19 protein-coding genes are annotated in these 20866 nt (G+C 68.8%); 3 read left to right on the forward strand and 16 right to left on the reverse strand.

Features of this window, described 5'->3' with window-relative positions:
- Positions 1 to 12: 12 nt before the first annotated feature.
- From nuoK to OG828_RS21295, 11 genes are read right to left on the reverse strand one after another with little or no spacing between them, the layout of a single operon-like run.
- Positions 13 to 312, reverse strand: a complete 300-nt coding sequence (gene nuoK / locus OG828_RS21245; protein WP_210581089.1) for an NADH-quinone oxidoreductase subunit NuoK — start codon at positions 310 to 312, stop codon at positions 13 to 15.
- Positions 309 to 1127, reverse strand: a complete 819-nt coding sequence (locus tag OG828_RS21250; protein WP_328359084.1) for an NADH-quinone oxidoreductase subunit J — start codon at positions 1125 to 1127, stop codon at positions 309 to 311. The genes nuoK and OG828_RS21250 overlap by 4 nt, the downstream gene beginning before the upstream one ends.
- Positions 1124 to 1726 (reverse strand): NADH-quinone oxidoreductase subunit NuoI, encoded by a 603-nt coding sequence (gene nuoI, locus OG828_RS21255; protein WP_328439067.1) that lies wholly within the window; start codon positions 1724 to 1726, stop codon positions 1124 to 1126. Before nuoI ends, OG828_RS21250 begins: the two co-directional genes overlap by 4 nt.
- Positions 1719 to 3083: an NADH-quinone oxidoreductase subunit NuoH gene (nuoH, locus tag OG828_RS21260; RefSeq protein WP_328359090.1), complete on the reverse strand. Its 1365-nt coding sequence runs from the start codon at positions 3081 to 3083 to the stop codon at positions 1719 to 1721. The genes nuoI and nuoH overlap by 8 nt, the downstream gene beginning before the upstream one ends.
- Positions 3080 to 5584 (reverse strand): NADH-quinone oxidoreductase subunit G, encoded by a 2505-nt coding sequence (locus OG828_RS21265; RefSeq protein WP_328502006.1) that lies wholly within the window; start codon positions 5582 to 5584, stop codon positions 3080 to 3082. Before OG828_RS21265 ends, nuoH begins: the two co-directional genes overlap by 4 nt.
- Complete coding sequence (gene nuoF / locus OG828_RS21270) at positions 5581 to 6930, reverse strand: NADH-quinone oxidoreductase subunit NuoF (protein WP_210581079.1); 1350 nt, start codon at positions 6928 to 6930, stop codon at positions 5581 to 5583. Before nuoF ends, OG828_RS21265 begins: the two co-directional genes overlap by 4 nt.
- Positions 6927 to 7799 (reverse strand): NADH-quinone oxidoreductase subunit NuoE, encoded by an 873-nt coding sequence (gene nuoE, locus OG828_RS21275; RefSeq protein WP_328359102.1) that lies wholly within the window; start codon positions 7797 to 7799, stop codon positions 6927 to 6929. The genes nuoF and nuoE overlap by 4 nt, the downstream gene beginning before the upstream one ends.
- Positions 7796 to 9118, reverse strand: a complete 1323-nt coding sequence (locus OG828_RS21280) for an NADH-quinone oxidoreductase subunit D (RefSeq protein ID WP_328359105.1) — start codon at positions 9116 to 9118, stop codon at positions 7796 to 7798. The genes nuoE and OG828_RS21280 overlap by 4 nt, the downstream gene beginning before the upstream one ends.
- Positions 9115 to 9870 carry an NADH-quinone oxidoreductase subunit C gene (locus OG828_RS21285; protein WP_328502007.1) on the reverse strand — a complete coding sequence of 252 codons (756 nt, stop codon included), beginning with the start codon at positions 9868 to 9870 and terminating at the stop codon, positions 9115 to 9117. The genes OG828_RS21280 and OG828_RS21285 overlap by 4 nt, the downstream gene beginning before the upstream one ends.
- Complete coding sequence (locus tag OG828_RS21290; RefSeq protein WP_010041554.1) at positions 9867 to 10421, reverse strand: NuoB/complex I 20 kDa subunit family protein; 555 nt, start codon at positions 10419 to 10421, stop codon at positions 9867 to 9869. The genes OG828_RS21285 and OG828_RS21290 overlap by 4 nt, the downstream gene beginning before the upstream one ends.
- Positions 10422 to 10434: 13 nt before the next feature.
- Entirely contained in the window at positions 10435 to 10794 is a 360-nt protein-coding gene (locus tag OG828_RS21295; protein WP_033319564.1) for an NADH-quinone oxidoreductase subunit A, read from the reverse strand.
- Positions 10795 to 11507: 713 nt separating this feature from the next.
- Here OG828_RS21295 and OG828_RS21300 point away from each other — a divergent pair.
- A complete protein-coding gene (locus tag OG828_RS21300; protein WP_328359113.1) occupies positions 11508 to 12350 on the forward strand; it encodes a C40 family peptidase in 843 nt (280 codons plus the stop codon).
- Between the two features lie 82 nt (positions 12351 to 12432).
- Here OG828_RS21300 and OG828_RS21305 read toward each other — a convergent pair whose 3' ends face one another.
- On the reverse strand, positions 12433 to 14268 hold the full coding sequence (locus OG828_RS21305) for a hydroxysqualene dehydroxylase (protein ID WP_328502008.1): 1836 nt from the start codon (positions 14266 to 14268) through the stop codon (positions 12433 to 12435).
- A 108-nt stretch (positions 14269 to 14376) separates the two neighbouring features.
- Positions 14377 to 15663, reverse strand: coding sequence for a geranylgeranyl reductase family protein (locus OG828_RS21310; protein WP_328359119.1), 1287 nt, complete (start codon positions 15661 to 15663; stop codon positions 14377 to 14379).
- Between the two features lie 97 nt (positions 15664 to 15760).
- On the opposite strand from OG828_RS21310, the gene OG828_RS21315 reads away from it, so the two are divergent.
- Both OG828_RS21315 and OG828_RS21320 read left to right on the forward strand, forming a co-directional pair.
- The gene (locus tag OG828_RS21315) at positions 15761 to 16267 is read left to right on the forward strand and encodes a GNAT family N-acetyltransferase (protein ID WP_328359122.1); all 507 of its coding nucleotides are present in this window, start codon (positions 15761 to 15763) and stop codon (positions 16265 to 16267) included.
- Positions 16268 to 16360: 93 nt separating this feature from the next.
- Entirely contained in the window at positions 16361 to 16702 is a 342-nt protein-coding gene (locus tag OG828_RS21320; protein ID WP_328359125.1) for a PASTA domain-containing protein, read from the forward strand.
- A gap of 26 nt (positions 16703 to 16728) precedes the next feature.
- Here OG828_RS21320 and OG828_RS21325 read toward each other — a convergent pair whose 3' ends face one another.
- From OG828_RS21325 to OG828_RS21335, 3 genes are read right to left on the reverse strand one after another with little or no spacing between them, the layout of a single operon-like run.
- On the reverse strand, positions 16729 to 17424 hold the full coding sequence (locus OG828_RS21325; RefSeq protein WP_301983193.1) for a demethylmenaquinone methyltransferase: 696 nt from the start codon (positions 17422 to 17424) through the stop codon (positions 16729 to 16731).
- 35 nt (positions 17425 to 17459) lie between these two features.
- Positions 17460 to 18563 carry an acyltransferase family protein gene (locus tag OG828_RS21330; RefSeq protein ID WP_328502009.1) on the reverse strand — a complete coding sequence of 368 codons (1104 nt, stop codon included), beginning with the start codon at positions 18561 to 18563 and terminating at the stop codon, positions 17460 to 17462.
- Between the two features lies 1 nt (position 18564).
- A complete protein-coding gene (locus OG828_RS21335; protein WP_328502010.1) occupies positions 18565 to 20850 on the reverse strand; it encodes a bifunctional polysaccharide deacetylase/glycosyltransferase family 2 protein in 2286 nt (761 codons plus the stop codon).
- Positions 20851 to 20866: the final 16 nt, after the last annotated feature.

Below are 20866 nucleotides of genomic sequence, written 5' to 3' on the forward strand. Positions count from 1 at the left end.
TTCAGCGACCCCTTAGAGCTTCATCAGGCTGGCGTCGTCGACCGAGGCCGAGTGGCGGGAACGGAACAGCGACACGATGATCGCGAGCCCGACCACGACCTCCGCGGCGGCGACGACCATCGTGAAGAACGCGATGATCTGGCCGTCGAGATTGCCGTGCATCCGGGAGAAGGCGACGAGCGAAAGGTTGCAGGCGTTGAGCATCAGCTCGATGCACATGAAGACCACGATCGCGTTCCGCCGGATCAGTACTCCGGTGGCGCCGATCGTGAACAACAGGGCGGCGAGGTAGATGTAGTTGACCGGATTCACTTCGACGCCTCCCCGCTCTTCGTGCGCTCCAGGCGGTCCTCGGCGCGCTGCTCCAGGGCCTTGAGGTCGTTGATCGCCTCGGTGGACACATCACGGATCTGGCCGCGTTCGCGCAGCGTCTTGCTGACGGTGAGCTCGGACGGTGTGCCGTCGGGCAGCAGGCCCGCGATGTCCACCGCGTTGTGCCGGGCGTAGACACCGGGCGCGGGCAGCGGCGGCAGGTGCTTGCCCTCGCGCACACGCTGCTCGGCCAGCTCGCGCTGGGTCTTGGCCCGTTCGGTGCGCTCCCGGTGGGTGAGCACCATGGCGCCGACGGCGGCCGTGATCAGCAGGGCGCCGGTGATTTCGAAGGCGAAGACGTACTTGGTGAAGAGAAGGGCCGCGAGACCCTCCACATTGCCGTTCGCGTTGGCCTGGGCCAGGCCGGTGAACTCCGTCAGGGAGGCGTTCCCGATACCCGCGACCAACAGGATGCCGAAGCCGAGCCCGCAGAGAAGGGCCAGCCAGCGCTGGCCCTTGATGGTCTCCTTCAGGGAGTCCGCAGCCGTCACGCCGACGAGCATCACCACGAACAGGAACAGCATCATGATCGCGCCGGTGTAGACGACGATCTGCACGACGCCCAGGAAGTAGGCGCCGTTGGCGAGGTAGAACACCGCCAGAATGATCATGGTCCCGGCGAGGCAGAGCGCACTGTGCACGGCCTTCTTCATGAAGACGGTGCACAGGGCGCCGATCACCGCGACGGTACCGAGGACCCAGAACTGGAAGGCCTCTCCGGTGGAGGTGGAGTAGGCGGCGAGCTGCGCGCTCACGCTTCCACCCCCTCGTCCTCGGGCTTCTCTCCCTTGGAGACCGCGACTTGCTGCTCCGTGCCGGGCGCGGCCTCCGTCACCAGGCCCCGGTAGTAGTCCTGCTCGTCCATCCCCGGGTAGATGGCGTGCGGGGTGTCGACCATGGCGTCGTCGAGGCCGGCCAGCAGCTGTTCCTTGGTGTAGATCAGGTTGGCACGGCTGGAGTCGGCGAGCTCGAACTCGTTCGTCATCGTGAGCGCGCGCGTGGGGCACGCCTCGATGCACAGGCCGCACAGGATGCAGCGGGCGTAGTTGATCTGGTAGACGCGGCCGTACCGCTCGCCCGGCGAGTAGCGCTCCTCGTCCGTGTTGTCCGCGCCCTCGACGTAGATCGCGTCGGCGGGGCAGGCCCAGGCGCACAGCTCGCAGCCGACGCACTTCTCCAGGCCGTCCGGATGGCGGTTGAGCTGGTGCCGTCCGTGGAACCGGGGGGCGGTGGTCTTCTGCTGCTCCGGGTACTGCTCGGTCAGCCGCTTCTTGAACATGGCCTTGAAGGTCACGCCGAAGCCGGCCACCGGGTTCTGGAAACCGGGTTTGGTCTCCTTGGGCTCCTCAGCCATCGGACGCCTCCTTTCCATCCAGAGATCCGTCACTGGCAGTATCCGGCCCACCACTGACAATCAACTCCCGCTCGCGGCGCGAACGGCGCCGGGGCACCGGCGGCAGCTCCTGTCCCGGCAGTGGCGGCACGGGGAATCCGCCCGCCATCGGGTCGAAGCCCGGGGGCTCTTCGGTGGCCCGCTCGGCCGCCTTCGCCTTCTCGCGGAACATGTCGGCGACGAAGGAGAGCAGCAGGAGGCCGAGGACACCGCCACCGACGTACAGGGCGATGTCGGCGAAGTCGTAGTTCTCGTTCCGCAGCGTCCGCACCGTGGCGACGAGCATCAGCCAGACCACGGAGACCGGGATGAGGACCTTCCAGCCGAGCTTCATCAGCTGGTCGTAACGGACCCGCGGCAGCGTGCCGCGCAGCCAGATGAAGAAGAACAGCAGCAACTGGACCTTGACGACGAACCAGAGCATCGGCCACCAGCCGTGGTTCGCGCCCTCCCAGAAGGTGGAGACCGGCCAGGGGGCCCGCCAGCCGCCCAGGAAGAGCGTCACCGACACGGCCGAGACCGTCACCATGTTCACGTACTCGGCGAGCATGAACATCGCGAACTTGATCGACGAGTACTCGGTATTGAAGCCGCCGACCAGGTCGCCCTCGGACTCCGGCATGTCGAAGGGGGCGCGGTTGGTCTCGCCGACCATCGTGATGATGTAGATCACGAAGGACACCGGCAGCAGGATGATGTACCAGCGGTCCTGCTGCGCCTCGACGATCGCCGACGTCGACATCGACCCCGAGTAGAGGAAGACGGAGGCGAAGGCGGCGCCCATGGCGATCTCGTACGAGATCATCTGCGCGCAGGACCGCAGGCCGCCGAGCAGCGGATAGGTGGATCCGGAACTCCAACCCGCGAGAACGATGCCGTAGATGCCGACCGAGGCGACCGCGAGGATGTAGAGCATCGCGATGGGCAGGTCGGTGAGCTGCATCGTGGTGCGGTGGCCGAAGATCGAGATCTCGTTGCCGGCCGGTCCGAAGGGGATCACCGCGATCGCCATGAAGGCCGGGATGGCCGCGACGATCGGAGCGAGGATGTAGACCGCCTTGTCCGCGCGCTTGACGACGAGGTCTTCCTTGAGCATCAGCTTGATGCCGTCGGCGAGCGACTGGAGCATGCCCCAGGGGCCGTGCCGGTTGGGGCCGATGCGCAGCTGCATCCAGGCGACGACCTTGCGCTCCCAGACGATGGAGAACAGCACGGTCACCATCAGGAAGGCGAAGCAGAACACCGCCTTGATGACGACCAGCCACCAGGGGTCGAGGCCGAACATCGAGAGGTCTTCAGCGGCGAGGTACCGGCTCATGCCTCCACCTCCTTGGGGGCCTCGGTCGGTTGCGTCGCCGGGCCGATGCGGACCAGGGAGCCGGGCAGCGCCCCGGTGTCGGAGGCGACGCCCCCGCCGGTGGAGTTCAGCGGGAGCCAGACCACGCGGTCGGGCATCTCGGTGACCCTGAGAGGTAGTTCGACCGTTCCCGCGGTACCGGTCACGGCGAGGAGGTCGCCTTCCTTGACGCCCGCCTCGGCAGCCGTCGCGGCCGACACGCGCGCGTGGGCGGCGTGCCGGGTCCCGGCGAGCGCCTCGTCGCCCTCCTGCAGACGGCCCTGGTCGAGCAGCAGCCGGTGCCCCGCGAGCACGGCCTCCCCGGCGGCCGGCCGCGGCAACACGCCCGCGATCGCCAGCGGCTCGGTGGCCCGCGGCCCGTCCCAGGCGCCGAGCCGGTCCAGCTCCGCGCGCGCGGTGCGCAGATCCGGCAGCCCCAGATGTACGTCCATGGCGTCGGCCAGCATCTGCAGCGCACGCGCGTCGGTCGGCGCGAGGGTGCGGGTCATGTGGTCGGGCTTGAGCGCGGCCTCGAACATGCGAGCCCGGCCTTCCCAGTTGAGGAAGGTGCCCGCCTTCTCGGCCACCGCCGCGACGGGGAGCACGACGTCCGCGAGCTCGGTGATCTCGCTGGGCCTCAGCTCAAGCGACACCACGAAGCCCACCTCGTGAAGTGCTTCACGCGCGCGTGCCGGGTCGGGCAGGTCGGCGATCTCGACGCCGGCGACGAGCAGCGCCTGGAGTTCGCCTGTGGCGGCGTCCTCGACGATCTGGCCGGTGTCCCGGCCGTAGCGGAGCGGGAGTTCGGCGACGCCCCAGGCCGCGGCGACCTCCTCACGCGCGCGCGGGTCGGTGGCCGGACGCCCGCCCGGCAGCAGCGACGGCAGCGCGCCCGCCTCGATCGCGCCCCGCTCACCGGCCCGGCGCGGAATCCACACGAGGTGGGCGCCGGTCGCGGTGGCGAACCGTGCGGCGGCGGTGAGTCCGCCCGCCACGGTGGCCAGCCGCTCGCCGACGACGATCACCGCGCCCTTGGTGCGCAGCGCCTCGGCGGCCTTGGCACCGTCGTCCTCCAGGCCGACCCCGCTCGCGAGCGCATCCAGCCACTCGGTCTCGGTGCCGGGAGCGGCGGGCAGCAGCGTGCCGCCCGCCTTCTCCAGGCCGCGCGTGGCGTGCGTGGCCAGCGCGAACACCTTCTGCCCGTGTCCCCGCCAGGCCTTGCGCAGCCGCAGGAAGACGCCGGGCGCCTCCTCCTCGGCCTCGAACCCGACCAGCAGGACCGCGGGTGCCTTCTCCAGAGAGGTGTACGTGACGCCCGTACCGTCGAGATCCCGTCCGCGCCCGGCGACCTGGGCGGCCAGGAAGTCGGCCTCCTCGCCGCTGTGCACCCGCGCGCGGAAGTCGATGTCGTTCGTGTCGAGCGCCACGCGTGCGAACTTGCTGTAGGCGTAGGCGTCCTCGACGGTGAGGCGCCCGCCGGTCAGGACTCCGGTGCGCCCGCGCGAGGCGAGCAGCCCCTGAGCCGCGATCTGCAGGGCCTCCGGCCACGACGCGGGGACCAGGTCCCCCTCGGCGTTGCGCACCAGCGGCGTGTCGATCCGGTCCCGCTGTTGCGCGTACCGGAAGCCGAAGCGCCCCTTGTCGCAGATCCACTCCTCGTTGACCTGGGGGTCGTTGGCGGCGAGGCGCCGCATGACCTTGCCGCGCCGGTGGTCGGTGCGGGTCGCGCAGCCGCCGGAGCAGTGCTCGCACACGCTCGGCGAGGAGACGAGGTCGAACGGGCGGGAGCGGAAGCGGTACGCCGCCGAGGTGAGCGCGCCGACCGGGCAGATCTGGATGGTGTTGCCGGAGAAGTACGACTCGAAGGGGTCGCCCTCGCCGGTACCGACCTGCTGCAGCGCGCCCCGCTCCAGCAGCTCGATCATCGGGTCGCCCGCGATCTGGTTGGAGAACCGGGTGCAGCGGGCGCACAGCACGCACCGCTCCCGGTCCAGCAGCACCTGCTTGGAGATCGGGACGGGCTTCTCGAAGGTCCGCTTCTTTCCCTCGAAGCGGGACTCCGCGTTGCCGTGCGACATCGCCTGGTTCTGCAGCGGGCACTCGCCACCCTTGTCGCAGACCGGGCAGTCCAGCGGGTGGTTGATGAGCAGCAGCTCCATCACACCGTGCTGGGCCTTCTCGGCGACCGGCGAGGTGAGGTGGGTCTTGACCACCATCCCGTCGGTGCAGGTGATCGTGCAGGACGCCATCGGCTTGCGCTGGCCCTCGACCTCGACGATGCACTGGCGGCAGGCGCCGGCCGGGTCGAGGAGGGGATGGTCGCAGAACCGGGGGATCTCGATGCCGAGTTGTTCGGCGGCCCTGATGACCAGGGTGCCCTTGGGCACGCTGATCTCGACGCCGTCGATCGTCAGCGAGACGAGATCTTCCGGCGGGACCGCCGCCTCTCCCCCTCCGGAGGGAGCGTTGGTGGTCACGGTCATGCGTTCACCTCCGTGCGGTCGGCCCAGGCCGTCGACTTGGCCGGGTCGAAGGGGCAGCCGCGGCCCGTGATGTGCTGCTCGTACTCCTCGCGGAAGTACTTCAGCGAGGAGAAGATCGGCGAGGCGGCACCGTCGCCGAGGGCGCAGAAGGACTTGCCGTTGATGTTGTCGGCGATGTCGTTCAGCTTGTCGAGGTCGCTCATCACGCCCTTGCCGGCCTCGATGTCGCGCAGCAACTGCACGAGCCAGTACGTCCCTTCGCGGCACGGTGTGCACTTGCCGCAGGACTCATGGGCGTAGAACTCGGTCCAGCGGGTGACGGCCCGCACCACGCAGGTCGTCTCGTCGAAGCACTGCAGGGCTTTGGTGCCGAGCATGGAACCGGCGGCGCCCACTCCCTCGTAGTCGAGAGGGACGTCGAGGTGCTCGTCGGTGAACATCGGCGTCGAGGACCCACCGGGCGTCCAGAACTTGAGGCGGTGCCCCGGCCGCATGCCGCCGCTCATTTCGAGGAGCTGGCGGAGCGTGATGCCGAGCGGCGCCTCGAACTGGCCGGGATTGGCGACATGGCCGCTGAGCGAGTAGAGCGTGAAGCCCGGGGACTTCTCGCTGCCCATCGACCTGAACCAGTCCTTGCCGTTTTTCAGGATGGCGGGAACCGACGCGATCGACTCGACGTTATTCACCACAGTCGGGCACGCATAGAGGCCCGCGACGGCAGGGAAGGGGGGACGGAGCCGCGGTTGACCCCGGCGGCCCTCGAGCGAGTCGAGCAGTGCGGTCTCTTCACCGCAGATGTACGCGCCCGCGCCCGCGTGCACGGTGAGTTGGAGATCAAGGCCACTGCCCAGGATGTTCTCGCCGAGGAAGCCGGCCTCGTAGGCCTCGCGCACGGCCTCGTGCAACCGCCGCAGAACAGGGACGACTTCACCACGCAGATAGATGAAGGCATGCGACGACCTGATGGCATAACACGCGATCACAATGCCCTCGATGAGGCTATGCGGGTTCGCGAAGAGGAGCGGAATGTCCTTGCACGTTCCGGGCTCCGACTCGTCGGCGTTGACAACTAGATAGTGCGGTTTTCCATCACCCTGGGGAATGAACTGCCATTTCATTCCCGTCGGGAATCCCGCGCCGCCACGGCCCCGCAGCCCGGACTCCTTCACATACGCGATGAGGTCGTCCGGCGACATGGCGAGTGCCTTGCGCAGCCCCTCGTATCCTTCGTGCCTTCGGTAGACGTCCAGCGTCCAGGACCTGTCCTCGTCCCAGAAGGCCGACAGCACGGGTGCGAGCAGCTTTTCAGGACTCGTGTCCTTGATCTCGGCTGCCAAGGTCATCACTCCCCCTCCTCGGCGGTAGGCCCTGCCGGGTGGGCGGGGTCGGATGCCGATGTGTCCTGCGGCGCGTCGTGCGAGCTCAGGTGTTCTGTGGGTGACGGCTCGTGTACGGCCCTGTCCTGCGGCTCGGTGTGCGGGCCGCCCTCCCGCGGATGGACCACGCGCGCGGGTGCGGCCTCTCCCCTGGCCAGGCGGAGGCCCACCAGCGAGGCGGGTCCCGCTCCGCCGCTTGCCTCGACGGCCCCTGGCCGCTCGTCGGGGAAGCCGGCGAGGATCCGGGCGGTCTCCTTGAAGGTGCACAGCGGCGCCCCGCGCGTGGGCTCGACCGGGCGTCCCGCGCGCAGGTCGTCGACGAGACGCTTGGCGGTGGCCGGGGTCTGGTTGTCGAAGAACTCCCAGTTGACCATCACGACCGGCGCGAAGTCGCAGGCCGCGTTGCACTCGATGTGCTCCAGGGTGACCTTGCCGTCGTCGGTGGTCTCGCCGTTGCCGACGCCGAGGTGCTCCTGGAGCTCCTCGAAGATCGCGTCCCCGCCCATCACGGCGCAGAGCGTGTTGGTGCAGACGCCGACCTGGTAGTCACCGCTCGGCCTGCGCCGGTACATGGTGTAGAAGGTGGCGACCGCGGTGACCTCGGCCGTGGTCAGGTCGAGCATGTCCGCGCAGAACCGCATCCCGGTGCGCGTGACATGGCCCTCCTCCGACTGGACGAGGTGCAGCAACGGCAGCAGCGCGGACCGGGAGTCCGGGTAGCGGGCGATGATCTCGCGCGCGTCGGTCTCCAGCCGGGCTCGGACGTCGTCCGGGTAGGCGGGCGCGGGCAGTTCGGGCATGCCCAGGCTGACGCCCCGCTCCGAAGAAGAGGTGGTCACCGGTCGACGCCTCCCATCACGGGGTCGATGGACGCGACGGCGACGATCACGTCGGCGACCTGGCCGCCTTCGCACATCGCCGCCATGGCCTGCAGGTTGGTGAAGGACGGGTCGCGGAAGTGGACCCGGTAGGGGCGGGTGCCTCCGTCGGAGACGGCGTGCACCCCGAGTTCGCCCTTGGGTGACTCGACTGCCGCGTACGCCTGTCCCGGCGGGACGCGGAAGCCCTCGGTCACCAGCTTGAAGTGGTGGATCAGGGCCTCCATGGAGGTGCCCATGATCTTCTTGATGTGGTCGAGCGAGTTGCCGAGCCCGTCCGGTCCCAGGGCGAGCTGGGCCGGCCAGGCGATCTTCTTGTCGGTGACCATGACCGGGCCGGGCTGCAGCCGGTCCAGGCACTGCTCGACGATCCTGAGCGACTGGCGCATCTCTTCCAGGCGGATCAGGAAGCGGCCGTAGGAGTCGCAGGTGTCGGTGGTCGGGACGTCGAAGTCGTAGGTCTCGTAGCCGCAGTAGGGCTGCGTCTTGCGCAGGTCGTGCGGCAGGCCGGTGGAGCGCAGGATCGGGCCGGTGGCGCCGAGGGCCATGCAGCCGGACAGATCGAGATAGCCGACGTCCTGCATACGGGCCTTGAAGATGGGGTTCCCGGTGGCGAGCTTGTCGTACTCGGGGAGGTTCTTCTTCATCTTCTTCACGAACTCGCGGATGTGGTCCACCGCGCCGGGCGGCAGGTCCTGCGCGAGTCCGCCGGGGCGGATGTACGCGTGGTTCATCCTCAGGCCCGTGATGAGCTCGTAGATGTCGAGAATCATTTCACGATCACGGAATCCGTAGATCATGATCGTGGTGGCGCCGAGTTCCATGCCGCCGGTGGCGATGCAGACCAGGTGCGAGGAGAGGCGGTTCAGCTCCATCAGGAGCACCCGGATGATCGTGGCCCGGTCGGGGATCTGGTCCTCGATGCCGAGGAGTTTCTCGACGGCGAGACAGTAGGCGGTCTCGTTGAAGAAGGACGTCAGGTAATCCATGCGCGTGACGAAGGTGGTGCCCTGCGTCCACGTGCGGAACTCGAGGTTCTTCTCGATGCCGGTGTGGAGGTAGCCGATGCCGCAGCGGGCCTCGGTGACCGTTTCGCCGTCGATCTCCAGGATCAGGCGGAGCACTCCGTGGGTGGAGGGGTGCTGGGGGCCCATGTTGACGACGATGCGCTCGTCGTCGGCCCGGGCCGCGGACTGGACGACCTCGTCCCAGTCGCCACCGGTGACCGTGTATACGGTGCCCTCGGTGGTCTCCCGCGGAGTTGCGTGCTGCGTGCTCATGAGTACGACCTCCGCTGGTCCGGAGCCGGGATCTGGGCGCCCTTGTACTCGACGGGGATGCCGCCGAGGGGGTAGTCCTTGCGCTGCGGGTGACCCTGCCAGTCGTCCGGCATCATGATCCGCGTCAGGGCCGGGTGACCGTCGAAGACGATGCCGTAGAAGTCGTAGGTCTCGCGCTCGTGCCAGTCGTTGGTCGGATAGACGGAGACCAGGGACGGGATGTGCGGGTCGGCGTCCGGAGCGCTGACTTCCAGGCGGATCAGCCGGTTGTGGGTGATCGAGCGCAGGTGGTAGACGGCGTGCAGCTCGCGGCCCTTGTCGTGGAGATAGTGGACACCGCTCACGCCGGTGCAGAGCTCGAAGCGCAGGGCGGGGTCGTCGCGCAGGGTGCGGGCGACGCGGAGCAGGTGCTCGCGTTCGATGTGGAAGGTGAGTTCGCCGCGGTCGACGACCGTCTTCTCGATCGCGTTCTCGGGGAGGAGGCCCTGTTCCTCCAGCGCGCCCTCGAGTTCGTCGGCGACCTCGTCGAACCACCCTCCGTAGGGGCGGCTCGCCGGTCCCGGGAGTCGGACCGAGCGGACCAGGCCGCCGTAGCCGGAGGTGTCGCCGCCGTTGTTGGCGCCGAACATGCCGCGCTGGACGCGGATCTCCTCACCGCCCTCACCGCGCTGGCCGGGGAGGTTGTCCGCGCCGAGGTCCTTCTCGGGGTTCACCCCGTTCGACGCCCCGCTGGTGCCGTTGGCGTCGCTCATCGCAGCAGCCCCTTCATCTCGATCGTCGGCAGGGCCTTGAGGGCCGCTTCCTCCGCTTCACGAGCCGCCTCCTCGGCGTTCACACCGAGCTTGGAGGTCTGGATCTTCTGGTGGAGCTTGAGGATCGCGTCCATCAGCATCTCCGGCCGCGGCGGGCAGCCGGGCAGATAGATGTCGACCGGGACGATGTGGTCGACGCCCTGGACGATGGCGTAGTTGTTGAACATGCCGCCGGAGGAGGCGCACACCCCCATGGAGATCACCCACTTGGGGTTCGGCATCTGGTCATAGACCTGCCTGAGCACCGGCGCCATCTTCTGGCTGACCCGGCCCGCGACGATCATCAGGTCCGCCTGGCGCGGTGAGCCGCGGAAGACCTCCATGCCGAAGCGCGCCAGGTCGTAGCGGCCGGCGCCGGTCGTCATCATCTCGATGGCGCAGCACGCGAGGCCGAAGGTGGCGGGGAAGACGGACGACTTGCGCACCCAGCCCGCGGCCTGCTCGACGGTGGTCAGCAGGAAGCCGCTCGGCAGCTTTTCTTCGAGTCCCATGAGTTAAGGCCCCTCAGTCCCATTCCAGGCCGCCGCGTCGCCATACGTACGCGTAGGCCACGAAGACGGTGAGCACGAAGAGCAGCATCTCCACGAGCCCGAAAACACCCAGGGCGTCGAAGGTGACGGCCCAGGGGTAGAGGAAGACGATCTCGATATCGAAGATGATGAAGAGCATCGCCGTCAGGTAGTACTTGATCGGGAAGCGCCCGCCGCCGGCCGGCGTGGGGGTCGGCTCGATGCCGCACTCGTAGGCCTCGAGCTTGGCCCGGTTGTAACGCTTCGGACCGATCAGCGTGGCCATGACCACGGAGAAGATCGCAAAGCCTGCCCCGAGGGCTCCCAGTACGAGGATGGGCGCATAGGCGTTCACCGCTCCTCGCTCCTCTCAGTCGGCACTGACTGCTGGCGGTTGGCCGGGTTCGCACCCGCCTCACCTGTCCCACGAACCCCGCTCGTCCCGGCGAAGATCGAGAACATGTGAAGCAGGTCACAAGCCCAACTGCCTCGCATCTTATGCCCGGCGCTCTGTGATCTGCGACACGGGGTATTGCACAAGCTTTGTGATCTCCACCACCTGACGAAGGATCATGAAGTCGGATGAGCGGTGATCTTCACACGAGAAGCGTCCGAGTGATCACCAGAGGTGATATTTCCGCTCGTCGACGCAGTTGGGAGGCGGCGTCTCCATATCAAGAGACTTCCCTTGCATGCAAATTCGCACTGGACGCGAGGCCTTGGTAGAGGGCTGCGTTCGCACATCAGAGGGAGGGGCGGTGTGGGGTGTGGACGCGTGCGCGCATTCACGAGCGGATTCGGTGGAGGCGTGCACGCAAGACGCACCCGGGTCCGTAACCGTTGCGTGACCTCTGCCACACCCATGAGGGGCACAGGAGAACCGGGGTTGGCCACCTGTCCCAACCAGTGGTAGGCGGGGGGCAATTCGGGCGTAACGAAGAAAGGCCGTGATCACCGGCCGAATGGCGGCCGTCCGCAATGTCCGTTACGGCGTCAATAAGGAGTGACGCGCCCGGGATTCGGGGCGCCGATTGAACAACTGTGGCGCAGCACACGTTTCTTGAAGGTATGGAGGAGCCCCTGATACCGGTTAGTCCCATGTCCCACACCGCTCACATACGCAGCCACCGGAAGCCCCGCCGCACCGCGACGTCGACAGTCGCGATGCGAGCCGGAGTTGCCGGTGGCATCCTCAGCACCGTGGCAGTGGCCGGCGCGTCCGCTTCGGCGAACGCGGCCGAGCCGGTGACACAGACGCTCGAACTGCCCACGCTCACCGCCGACCTGACCGCTCAGGTCGAGCAGTCCGCACAGGCCACCCAGCTGGCCGCGGCCACCTATGAGCTGCAGGCCGAGCGCGACGCGGCCGCCGCCGAGGCCGCCAAGGAGGCCAAGAAGGACCTCGCCGAGGCGAAGAAGAAGGCCGAGGCCAAGGAGAAGGCGGAGGAGGCCCGCAGGGCTGCCGCCGAGGCCGCCGCCTCCCGCGCCGCCGAGCGGACCACGCTCTCCGCCGACGCCGGCACCGAGACCTCCGCCTCGGTGTCCGCCCCGGCCAGCGGCAGCGTCGCGACGGTCATCTCCTTCCTCCAGGCACAGGTGGGCGACGCCTACGTCATGGGCGCCACGGGCCCCGACGCCTGGGACTGCTCCAGCCTGGTGCAGGCCGCGTTCAAGCAGGTCGGCGTGGACCTTCCGCGGGTGTCGCAGGACCAGTCGACGGTCGGCACCGAGGTCTCCCTGTCCAACCTCCAGGTGGGCGACATCCTGTACTGGGGCGGCAAGGGTTCCGCGTACCACACGGGCGTCTACATCGGAAACGGCCAGTACCTGGACGCGGCCAACCCCTCCAAGGGCGTGGTGATCCAGGACCTGTCCGGGTACCCGGCGTCGGGTGCGGTGCGCGTGCTCTGAGGCGCGTACAGCGAAACGCAGGACCGGAAGGGCCGCAGCCGCTCGGGGGCAGCGGCCCTCCTGGTGGCGTTCTGCGGCCCGTTCAGCCGAGGTCGAAGGTGTTGGGCAGGCCCAGCCGGTAGCGGACCTCGTCGACGCGTTTGAGCGGTTCCATCTCCGGCGGGCGGAACAGCTCCTGGATCTCACAGCGCTCTGCGTCCGAATTGTCCGCGTCGAGAAGCGCGTTGACGGCCAGCCGCGCGGACTCGTTGGCGCCTTCCATGGTCGCCAGGTCCACATCGGTACGGACGTAGTCGCCGGCGAGATAGAAGCCGGGCACCTTGGTGTGGGCCGTGGGGCGGTTGTAGAGGGTGCCCGTGGGGTGGATGAGGAGTTGCTCGCGGTTCTGCGGGTTCCCGCCGCCCAGGCCCGTCACCGCCGGGTCCATGAACCAGCCGAGGCGGTCCTCGTCGGTGAGCGTCGTCTTGCCGGAGTCGTTCAGGCCGTCCTTCAGTTGGGCCCAGAGCTCGGCGACGACCTCCTCGCGCGTGCACTCGCGGGCCGTCTTGCCGTACAGGATGCCCGGCTTGTCCCACTCGGAGATGATGGCCGACAGGCAGTCGTGCGCGCGGCCGTCTCCGTAGTCGGCCGAAAAGTCCCGTCCGTCCCAGAACTGGGCCTGGCCCACGGCCGTCACCGACCAGGGTGAGTCGAGGCAGTTGATGTGCCCGTTGACGACCGGCGTCAGGGTGCGCAGATAGAACATCACGCCGACCATCCAGTCCGTCTCCAGCGCGTCGCAGCGCGCGAGCTGCGGGTCGGCCGCGCGCAGGGCGGAGCCCCAGGTGCGGCGGGCGTGCTCGACGGGCAGGGCGCAGATGTAGTGGTCGGCGGTGACGGTACGGGCCTGGCCCCCGTCGCGCGCGGAGACGCGTACGCCGGTCACCCGGCCCCCCTCGTACACGATCTCCTCGACCTGCGTCCCCAGCACGAACTCGACGCCCAGGGAGCGCAGATACGTCTCCCAGGGGTCGATCCAGGCCTCGCTGGTGGGGGCGTTGAGGACGCGGTCGACGTCGGCGTCGCCGTCCATGCCGCGGCCGAGGAGGCCCCACAGCAGCAGGGCCTCGATGATGATGCGGCCGACGGTGCGGGTGGAGGCGACCTCCGCGCGCGTGGCGACCAGGTTGCGGGTCTGGCCGACGCCGAGGACGGTCTGGTACTCCTCGCTCATCTCCTCCGCACGGATGAAGTCCCACCAGGAGGTCTTCTCCCACTGGTCCTGGCGGCGGGCCTCGCAGCTGGTGAGGTGGACGAGGAGCCGGCCCGCGAAGTACGCGGCCTCGTGGGCGGGCAGGCGGGTGCCGAGGTCGAGGACGGAGAGGATCTGGTCCCGGATCCAGATCGGGGTGATGTCGCCGGGGGCGGGCGGGGTGGTGAGGCGGCGCAGCGGGAAGTGCAGGTCGGGGCGGCCGGCCGCGCGGGCGAAGAGGGCCTCGGTGCCGCTGCGGAGGTTGTCGTGGACGCCGTTCGCGTTGCCCGGGAAGGGGATGCGGCGCATCGTGTCCGGCAGGTTGCGGTAGAAGCCGGGGAAGAAGCGGAAGCCGTGTTCGGCGGGGAGGTCCTGCCGCCCTCCGGCCGCCGTGCCGGGAAACGGCATCGAGCGGGCCTTGCCCCCGAGGGCGTCGTAGTACTCGTAGACGGTCACCGCGTAGCCGCGCTCGGCGAGTTCGTGGGCGGCGCTGAGTCCGGAGACCCCGCCGCCGAGGACGGCGACGCGCTTGCCGGGCGCGGCGGCGGACGCGCCCCCGGCGGTTCCTAAGGTGAGGCCGACTCCCCCGGCGACTCCCCCGGCGACGCCCGCGCTCGCGCCGGCGAGGAAGCGTCTGCGGGTGTGGCCGGACTGCTGCTCGGGCTGCTGCGTGTGTTCTGTTGTCATGAATACGGGAGGGTAGGGAGGGGTGCCGGAGGCCGGAACCCCGAATCCCGGCCACCCACACCATCCTCACAACAGGCAGCGTACGAAGGGGAGTTCGACGCTGCCGGATCAGGCCTTCGGCGCCACCTTGCTCAGCCCGTTGATGATCCGGTCCATCGCGTCGCCGCCGGTCGGGTCGGTGAGGTTGGCCAGCATCTTCAGGGTGAACTTCATCAGGAGCGGGTGGGTCAGGCCGCGCTGGGTCGCGATCTTCATGACCTTCGGGTTGCCGATGAGCTTCACGAAGGCGCGGCCCAGCGTGTAGTAGCCGCCGTAGGTGTCCTTGAGGACGCGCGGGTAGCGCTGGAGGGCGATCTCCCGCTGGGCCGGGGTGGCACGCGCGTGTGCCTGCACGATGACGTCGGCGGCGATCTGGCCGGACTCCATGGCGTAGGCGATGCCCTCGCCGTTGAAGGGGTTCACCAGGCCGCCGGCGTCGCCGACGAGCAGCAGCCCGCGTGTGTAGTGGGGCTGGCGGTTGAAGGCCATGGGCAGCGCGGCCCCGCGAATCGGTCCGGTCATGTTCTCCGGCGTGTAGCCCCAGTCCTCCGGCATGGACGCGCACCAGGCCTTCAGCACCTCGCGCCAGTCCAGCTCCTTGAAGGAGTCGGAGGTGTTGAGGACGCCCAGGCCGACGTTGGACGTGCCGTCGCCCATGCCGAAGATCCAGCCGTAGCCCGGCAGCAGCCGGTCCTCGCCCGGGCCGCGGCGGTCCCACAGCTCCAGCCAGGACTCCAGGTAGTCGTCGTCGTGGCGGGGGCTCTCGAAGTACGTGCGGACCGCGACGCCCATCGGACGGTCCTCGCGGCGGTGCAGTCCCATCGCCAGGGAGAGGCGGGTGGAGTTGCCGTCGGCGGCCACCACGAGCGGTGCGTGGAAGGTCACCTCCCTCTTTTCCTCCCCCAGCTTGGCGTGGACGCCCGTGATCCGGCCCGTGCGGTCGTCGATGATCGGGGCGCCGACGTTGCAGCGCTCGTACAGCCGGGCCCCCGCCTTCTGGGCCTGGCGGGCGAGCTGCTCGTCGAAGTCGTCGCGCTTGCGGACGAGGCCGTAGTCGGGGAAGGAGGCGAGATCCGGCCAGTCCAGCTGCAGTCGCACACCTCCGCCGATGATCCGGAGCCCCTTGTTGCGGAGCCAGCCGGCCTCTTCCGAGATGTCGATGCCCATCGAGACGAGCTGCTTGGTGGCGCGCGGGGTCAGCCCGTCGCCGCACACCTTTTCGCGGGGGAAGCTGGTCTTCTCCAGCAGCAGTACGTCGAGTCCGGCCTTCGCCAGGTGGTACGCGGTCGTGGAGCCGGCTGGCCCCGCGCCGACGACGATCACATCGGCGGTGTTTTCGGAGAGGGGCTCGGTCACGGCGGGATCTCCCCAAGTTCGCAATCTGCGTGCCGACGGGCACTGGACATGGGCAGTCTATTCAGCGTTACTGATCACCCGGCTGAAGGGCTGCCCCGTGAACCGAGCACTCCCCGTGGTACGGCTCCGTGTCCCCACCGACGAGGACGCCCTCGCCTGGCACCGGATCTTCGACGACCCGGACGTCATGGAGTTCCACGGCGGCAAGCCGGCCGAGCTGTCGGTGTACGAGGAACTCACCGCCCGCCAGCGCAGACACGACGCCGAACGCGGCTTCTGCCTGTGGTCCATGCTCGACGAGTCCGGCGAGGTCATCGGCTTCACCGGCGCCCAGCCGTGGGAGCGGGAGTGGGGTCCCACGGGCGAGATAGAGATCGGCTGGCGGCTCGGGCGGGCGTACTGGGGCAAGGGTTACGTCACCGCCGCCGCGCACATGACGCTGGAGCGGGTGCGGGCGGCCGGGGTACCGAGCGTCGTGGCGATGGTGCACGCCGACAACGCACGCTCGATCGCGGTGACGCAACGGCTCGGCATGCGGCTCGCCGAGGTCTACACGACACCCGAGTCGAAGCAGCGGGGCCACCGCTACCGACTCGACCTGTAACTCTCAGTAACCGGCTGCTACAGAAAGCCACTTGACGCTTCCGGATGACACCCCCAGGCGGTTACCCTGCCTGTACCGCTGGGGGTGACATCTGTGCGCATAACACCCAAGACGCCCGAAGTGCGCGTACCGAAGCTGGTCGGTCTGATGGCCATGGACGCGCGCGAGGCGGCAGAGGCACACGGCGTGCTGCTGGCCGCGCCCGACCGCCCCGACTTCCATCTCACGGTCGTCGACTATGTCGTACGGCAGTACCCGCCGCCCGGCGTCGAGGTGCCGCACGGGGCCGTGGTCACCGTGTGGTTCGAACTGGGTGAGGGGGAAGGCGGCGGAGGCGCGGGCGTGCGTGAGCCGCGGATGCCGAATCCGCCGACGGGCGGACTGCAGCGCGAACTGGACGCGCCCGGGGACGCATTCGAGGTGCTCCGCCGGTGACAGTCGCTCCGCCGAACTGAGGAAGCTCAGCTCTCCTTGAAGCCCCGGTGCAGAGCGACCACCCCGCCGGTCAGGTTCCGCCAGGCCACCCTCGACCAGCCGGCCTTGCGCAGCCGCTCGGCCAGCGCGGGCTGGTCGGGCCAGGCGCGGATGGACTCGGCGAGGTAGACGTACGCGTCCGGGTTGGAGGAGACCGTACGGGCGATCGGCGGCAGGGCGCGCATCAGGTACTCGGTGTAGACCGTGCGGAAGGGCGCCCAGGTCGGGTGCGAGAACTCGCAGATCACGACCCGGCCGCCGGGCTTGGTCACCCGGTACATCTCACGCAGGGCGCCATCCGTGTCCTGGACGTTGCGCAGCCCGAAGGAGATCGTGACGGCGTCGAACACGTCGTCCCTGAAGGGCAGCTTGGTCGCGTCGCCCGCGGTCAGCGGCAGCCACGGGTGGTTCCGCTTGCCGACCTGGAGCATGCCGAGCGAGAAGTCGCAGGGGACGACATACGCGCCGGTGCGGGCGAAGGGCAGCGAGGACGTCGCCGTACCGGCCGCCAGGTCCAGCACCTTCTGGGCGGGGCGGGCGTCGACGGCCCTGGCGACCTCCTTGCGCCAGACCCGGTCCTGGCCGAGCGACAGCACGTCGTTCGTCAGGTCGTACCGTTCCGCGACGTCGTCGAACATCGAGGCGACTTCGTGCGGCTGCTTGTTCAGGGAGGCGCGGGTCACGGGCCCATTCTTGCAGTACGTCCCACCGTGCCCGCTCAGGGGAGCAGCCGCGGTCTCCTCTTCGCCGCCACGTCCTCCACCCATCCGCACGCCAGGACGAACACCGCGATCAGGACCCAGCCGACGCCGAACATGAACCACTGGCTCTCCAGCGGCAGGTACCTCTCGAAGGCCGGCACCTTCCAGAACCGGTCGATCAGCGGGACGGCCAGGATCAGCGCGATCTCGTGCCAGAGGTAGATCGTGACCGCGCGCGCGTTGAAGACCGTCACGATCCTGTCCAGCGGCCGGAAGCGGGTGAGCCCGGCGAAGTCGATCCGGAAGCGGGCCTTGGCCCACATCAGGAGCAGCACGAAACCGGCCGACCAGAAGGCCTGCGCGAGGGGGATCTCGTCGAGGTCGTAGGTGCCGAACTCGGTCTGGTGGCCGACGGCGTACCAGCCGCCGTACCCCATCGCGGCGAGCGACAGCACGACGACGACGGCGGGTCGCATCCGCTGGAGCACGCCGTCGCGATGGGCGAAGCCGAGCATCCAGCAGAAGAGGTACGTCGACAGGTCCCACAGCGCGCTGCCGAACCGGTTGTCCGAGCCCGACCAGAGGAAGGTCAGGACCAGGACCGGGCAGAGGGACAGCAGAAGCACCGGGACGGGGGCAAGCCGGAACACCTTCAGCAGGAGCGGGGACAGCAGGACGAACCAGAGGTACGTCCGCAGGTACCAGAGGATCTCCCAGGCCTGTTCGCCCCACGCGTTGCCCGGCGGGTCGCCGAGCGGCACGACCCAGAAGACGATCTGCCAACCCGGCATCCAGCCGTGGATCAGCATCGCGAGGACGACGAAGAAGCCCCAGAACCAGAACGGCGGCAGCAGCCGGCGTATCCGGCTCCGCACCACCGTGAACGCCGGGCGGTCCAGGGACTTCGCCATCAGGGAGCCGGCCAGGCCGAACATGATGCCCATGGAGGGGAACACCAAGCCGGCCCAGGCCCAGCCGAAGGTGTGGTAAGCGACCACGCGGATGAGGGCGAGGGCCCGCAGCGTGTCGAAGTAACGGTCCCGGGTGGGCGCCGGCGCCGGGTGGGCATCGGCGGCGGGAGGAGCGACGGCGACCAAGGGCGCCTTGCTGTGCGCGCCCATCTCAGCTCGCCCCCGCCGGAGTCCCGACCTCGCCGGTCCGCTTCAGTTTCTGCCAGCGGAGGCGTCCGCCGGTGAGGGCGGTGATGCAGGAGTGGATGAGGACGAGGTACATCATCTGGCGGTAGGCCAGTTGCTGGAGAGGCATCATCAGGAGGTAGCGGTACTGCTCCCGGTCGAGGCGGAAGGCGTACGCCGCGCAGAAGAGCTGGACGCCGAGGACCGCGAGCCAGGCCAGCAGGGCCGCCTTGAAGTCGACGAAGATCATCGAGTAGACGGTGAAGACGTCGATGAGCGGTGCGAAGACCGGCGTGATGATCTGGAAGATCACGACCAACGGCATGCCCACCCGGCCGAAGCGGCCCGAAGGACCCTTGTCCGTAAGTGACTTTCGGTGCTTCCACAGCGCCTGCATCGTGCCGTACGACCATCGATACCGCTGCGACCACAGCTGCTTCAGCGAACCCGGCGCCTCGGTCCACGCGCGCGCGTGCTCCTGGTAGACGACCCGCCACCCCGCGCGGTGCATGGCGATGGTGATGTCGGTGTCCTCGGCGAGCGTGTCCTCGCTCATCCCGCCGACCTCGAGGACCGCCTCGCGGCGGAACGCGCCGATCGCGCCGGGGATGGTCGGCATGCAGCGCAGCAGGTCGTACATGCGGCGGTCGAGGTTGAAGCCCATCACGTACTCGATGTGCTGCCAGGCGCCGATGATCGTGTTGCGGTTGCCGACCTTGGCGTTGCCCGCGACCGCGCCGATCCCGGGGTCGGCGAAGGGCTGCACCAGCTGCCGTACGGTGTCCGGCTCGAAGACGGTGTCGCCATCCATCATCACGACGATGTCGAAACTGGCGCTGCGCACCCCGTTGTTCAACGCCGCCGGCTTGCCCGCGTTCTCCTGGCGGATGACGCGGACGTTGCGCATGCCGAGCGAGTCGGCCGCACTCCGCGCGATCTCCGAGGTGCCGTCCGACGACCCGTCGTCGACGATGATGATCTCGATCGGATGGGTGCTCTTCGCCAGCGACTCCAGGGTGTTGGCGATGCACTCCTTCTCGTTGTACGCCGGAACGACCACGCTCACCGGCCGGGTGACCGGCGGCCCCCAGCTGAACCGGCGTTTGTTGCGCTGTCTGTAGTGGCGGCGGGCCAGGATCAGCATCATCCCGAACCGGCCGATCACGGCCACGCCGACGATCATCAGCCCCACGGACAGCGTCGGCACGGTCCACTCGGCGACCGCGACGGCGACGATGAGGGCCTTGCCCTCATAGAGGGTGGCGCCAGTGGCGGTGCGGTGGGCGGCCTGGAGGTTCGAAGCGCCGGAACCGGTGCCGGGCTGTGTGCTGCCGGGCTGGCGGCCGCCGATTGCGGGCGCACCCGTATCGGCCTCGGCCTGCCCGCTCGCCTCCTGCTGCTGGATCACCCCGCTGATGGTGGTGAAGGTGTACCCCTTCGCCTTCATCTTCTCGATGTACGTCGGCAGCGCCTTGACCGTCTGCTCACGCACCCCGCCCGCGTCGTGGAAGAGGACCGACGCACCCTTGTTCTTCGACGGCGTGGCCCCCTTGATGATCTTCGAGACGCCCGGCTGCTTCCAGTCGTCGCTGTCGGTGTCGATGAAGACGCTGGTGAAGCCTTCCTCGCCGAGCTTCTTGTAGACGGGCCAGCTGTAGTTGTCGATGGCGTCCGTCTCCGCGGAGTACGGGGCGCGGAACAGGGTGGTCGTGATGCCGGCCGCGCCCGCGAGCGCGAGTTGCGTCTGGGTCATCTCGCGCTTGATGCGGGCGTCGCTCTGGTAGGAGAGGTCGACGTGGGTGAAGGTGTGGATGCCCACCTCGTTGCCCTGCTCGACCAGGTCCTTCACGATGCCCGGGTAGCGGGAGACCATCGAGCCGACCACGAAGAACGTGGCGGGGACGTCGTACTTCTCGAGGATCTTCAGGACCTGGGGCGTGTACGTCGGGTTGGGGCCGTCGTCGAAGGTGAGCGCGATGGTCTTCTCCGGTACGGACAGCGTGGTGGCCTGGCCGCCCCGGAAGGTGACGATCGGGCCGCCGTCGAGGATCTTGTCCGGGACCTTGTTGGAGCTGGCGCCGCTGCGCACGCGCTGATCGCCGCCGACCTCGGCGCGCAGATAGCCGTCGAGCAGCATGATGCAGGTCAGCGCGAGCAGGAGCAGCAGGGCGAGGATCACACGCGGCTTCTGCAGCGCCGCGGCCTTGCCGGCGGCCCGCTGCACCTTCGAGGGAGCGCGCCTGCGGCCGCGGGAGGACGTCGTCGTGGTCATGAGAGTGGCTGTGTTC

It is taken from the genome of Streptomyces sp. NBC_00457, from assembly GCF_036014015.1.
Taxonomy (GTDB): domain Bacteria; phylum Actinomycetota; class Actinomycetes; order Streptomycetales; family Streptomycetaceae; genus Streptomyces.

Bases quoted from the DNA above. Each gene is read 5' to 3' on its own strand.
- OG828_RS21290 (WP_010041554.1), bottom strand. From the start codon at position 10,421: ATGGGACTCGAAGAAAAGCTGCCGAGCGGCTTCCTGCTGACCACCGTC.
- OG828_RS21330 (WP_328502009.1), bottom strand. From the start codon at position 18,563: ATGGGCGCGCACAGCAAGGCGCCCTTGGTCGCCGTCGCTCCTCCCGCC.
- OG828_RS21265 (WP_328502006.1), bottom strand. From the start codon at position 5,584: ATGACCGTGACCACCAACGCTCCCTCCGGAGGGGGAGAGGCGGCGGTC.
- OG828_RS21285 (WP_328502007.1), bottom strand. From the start codon at position 9,870: ATGAGCGACGCCAACGGCACCAGCGGGGCGTCGAACGGGGTGAACCCC.
- OG828_RS21305 (WP_328502008.1), bottom strand. From the start codon at position 14,268: ATGACAACAGAACACACGCAGCAGCCCGAGCAGCAGTCCGGCCACACC.
- nuoH (WP_328359090.1), bottom strand. From the start codon at position 3,083: ATGAGCCGGTACCTCGCCGCTGAAGACCTCTCGATGTTCGGCCTCGAC.
- nuoI (WP_328439067.1), bottom strand. From the start codon at position 1,726: ATGGCTGAGGAGCCCAAGGAGACCAAACCCGGTTTCCAGAACCCGGTG.
- OG828_RS21300 (WP_328359113.1), top strand. From the start codon at position 11,508: ATGGAGGAGCCCCTGATACCGGTTAGTCCCATGTCCCACACCGCTCAC.
- OG828_RS21280 (WP_328359105.1), bottom strand. From the start codon at position 9,118: ATGAGCACGCAGCACGCAACTCCGCGGGAGACCACCGAGGGCACCGTA.
- OG828_RS21335 (WP_328502010.1), bottom strand. From the start codon at position 20,850: ATGACCACGACGACGTCCTCCCGCGGCCGCAGGCGCGCTCCCTCGAAG.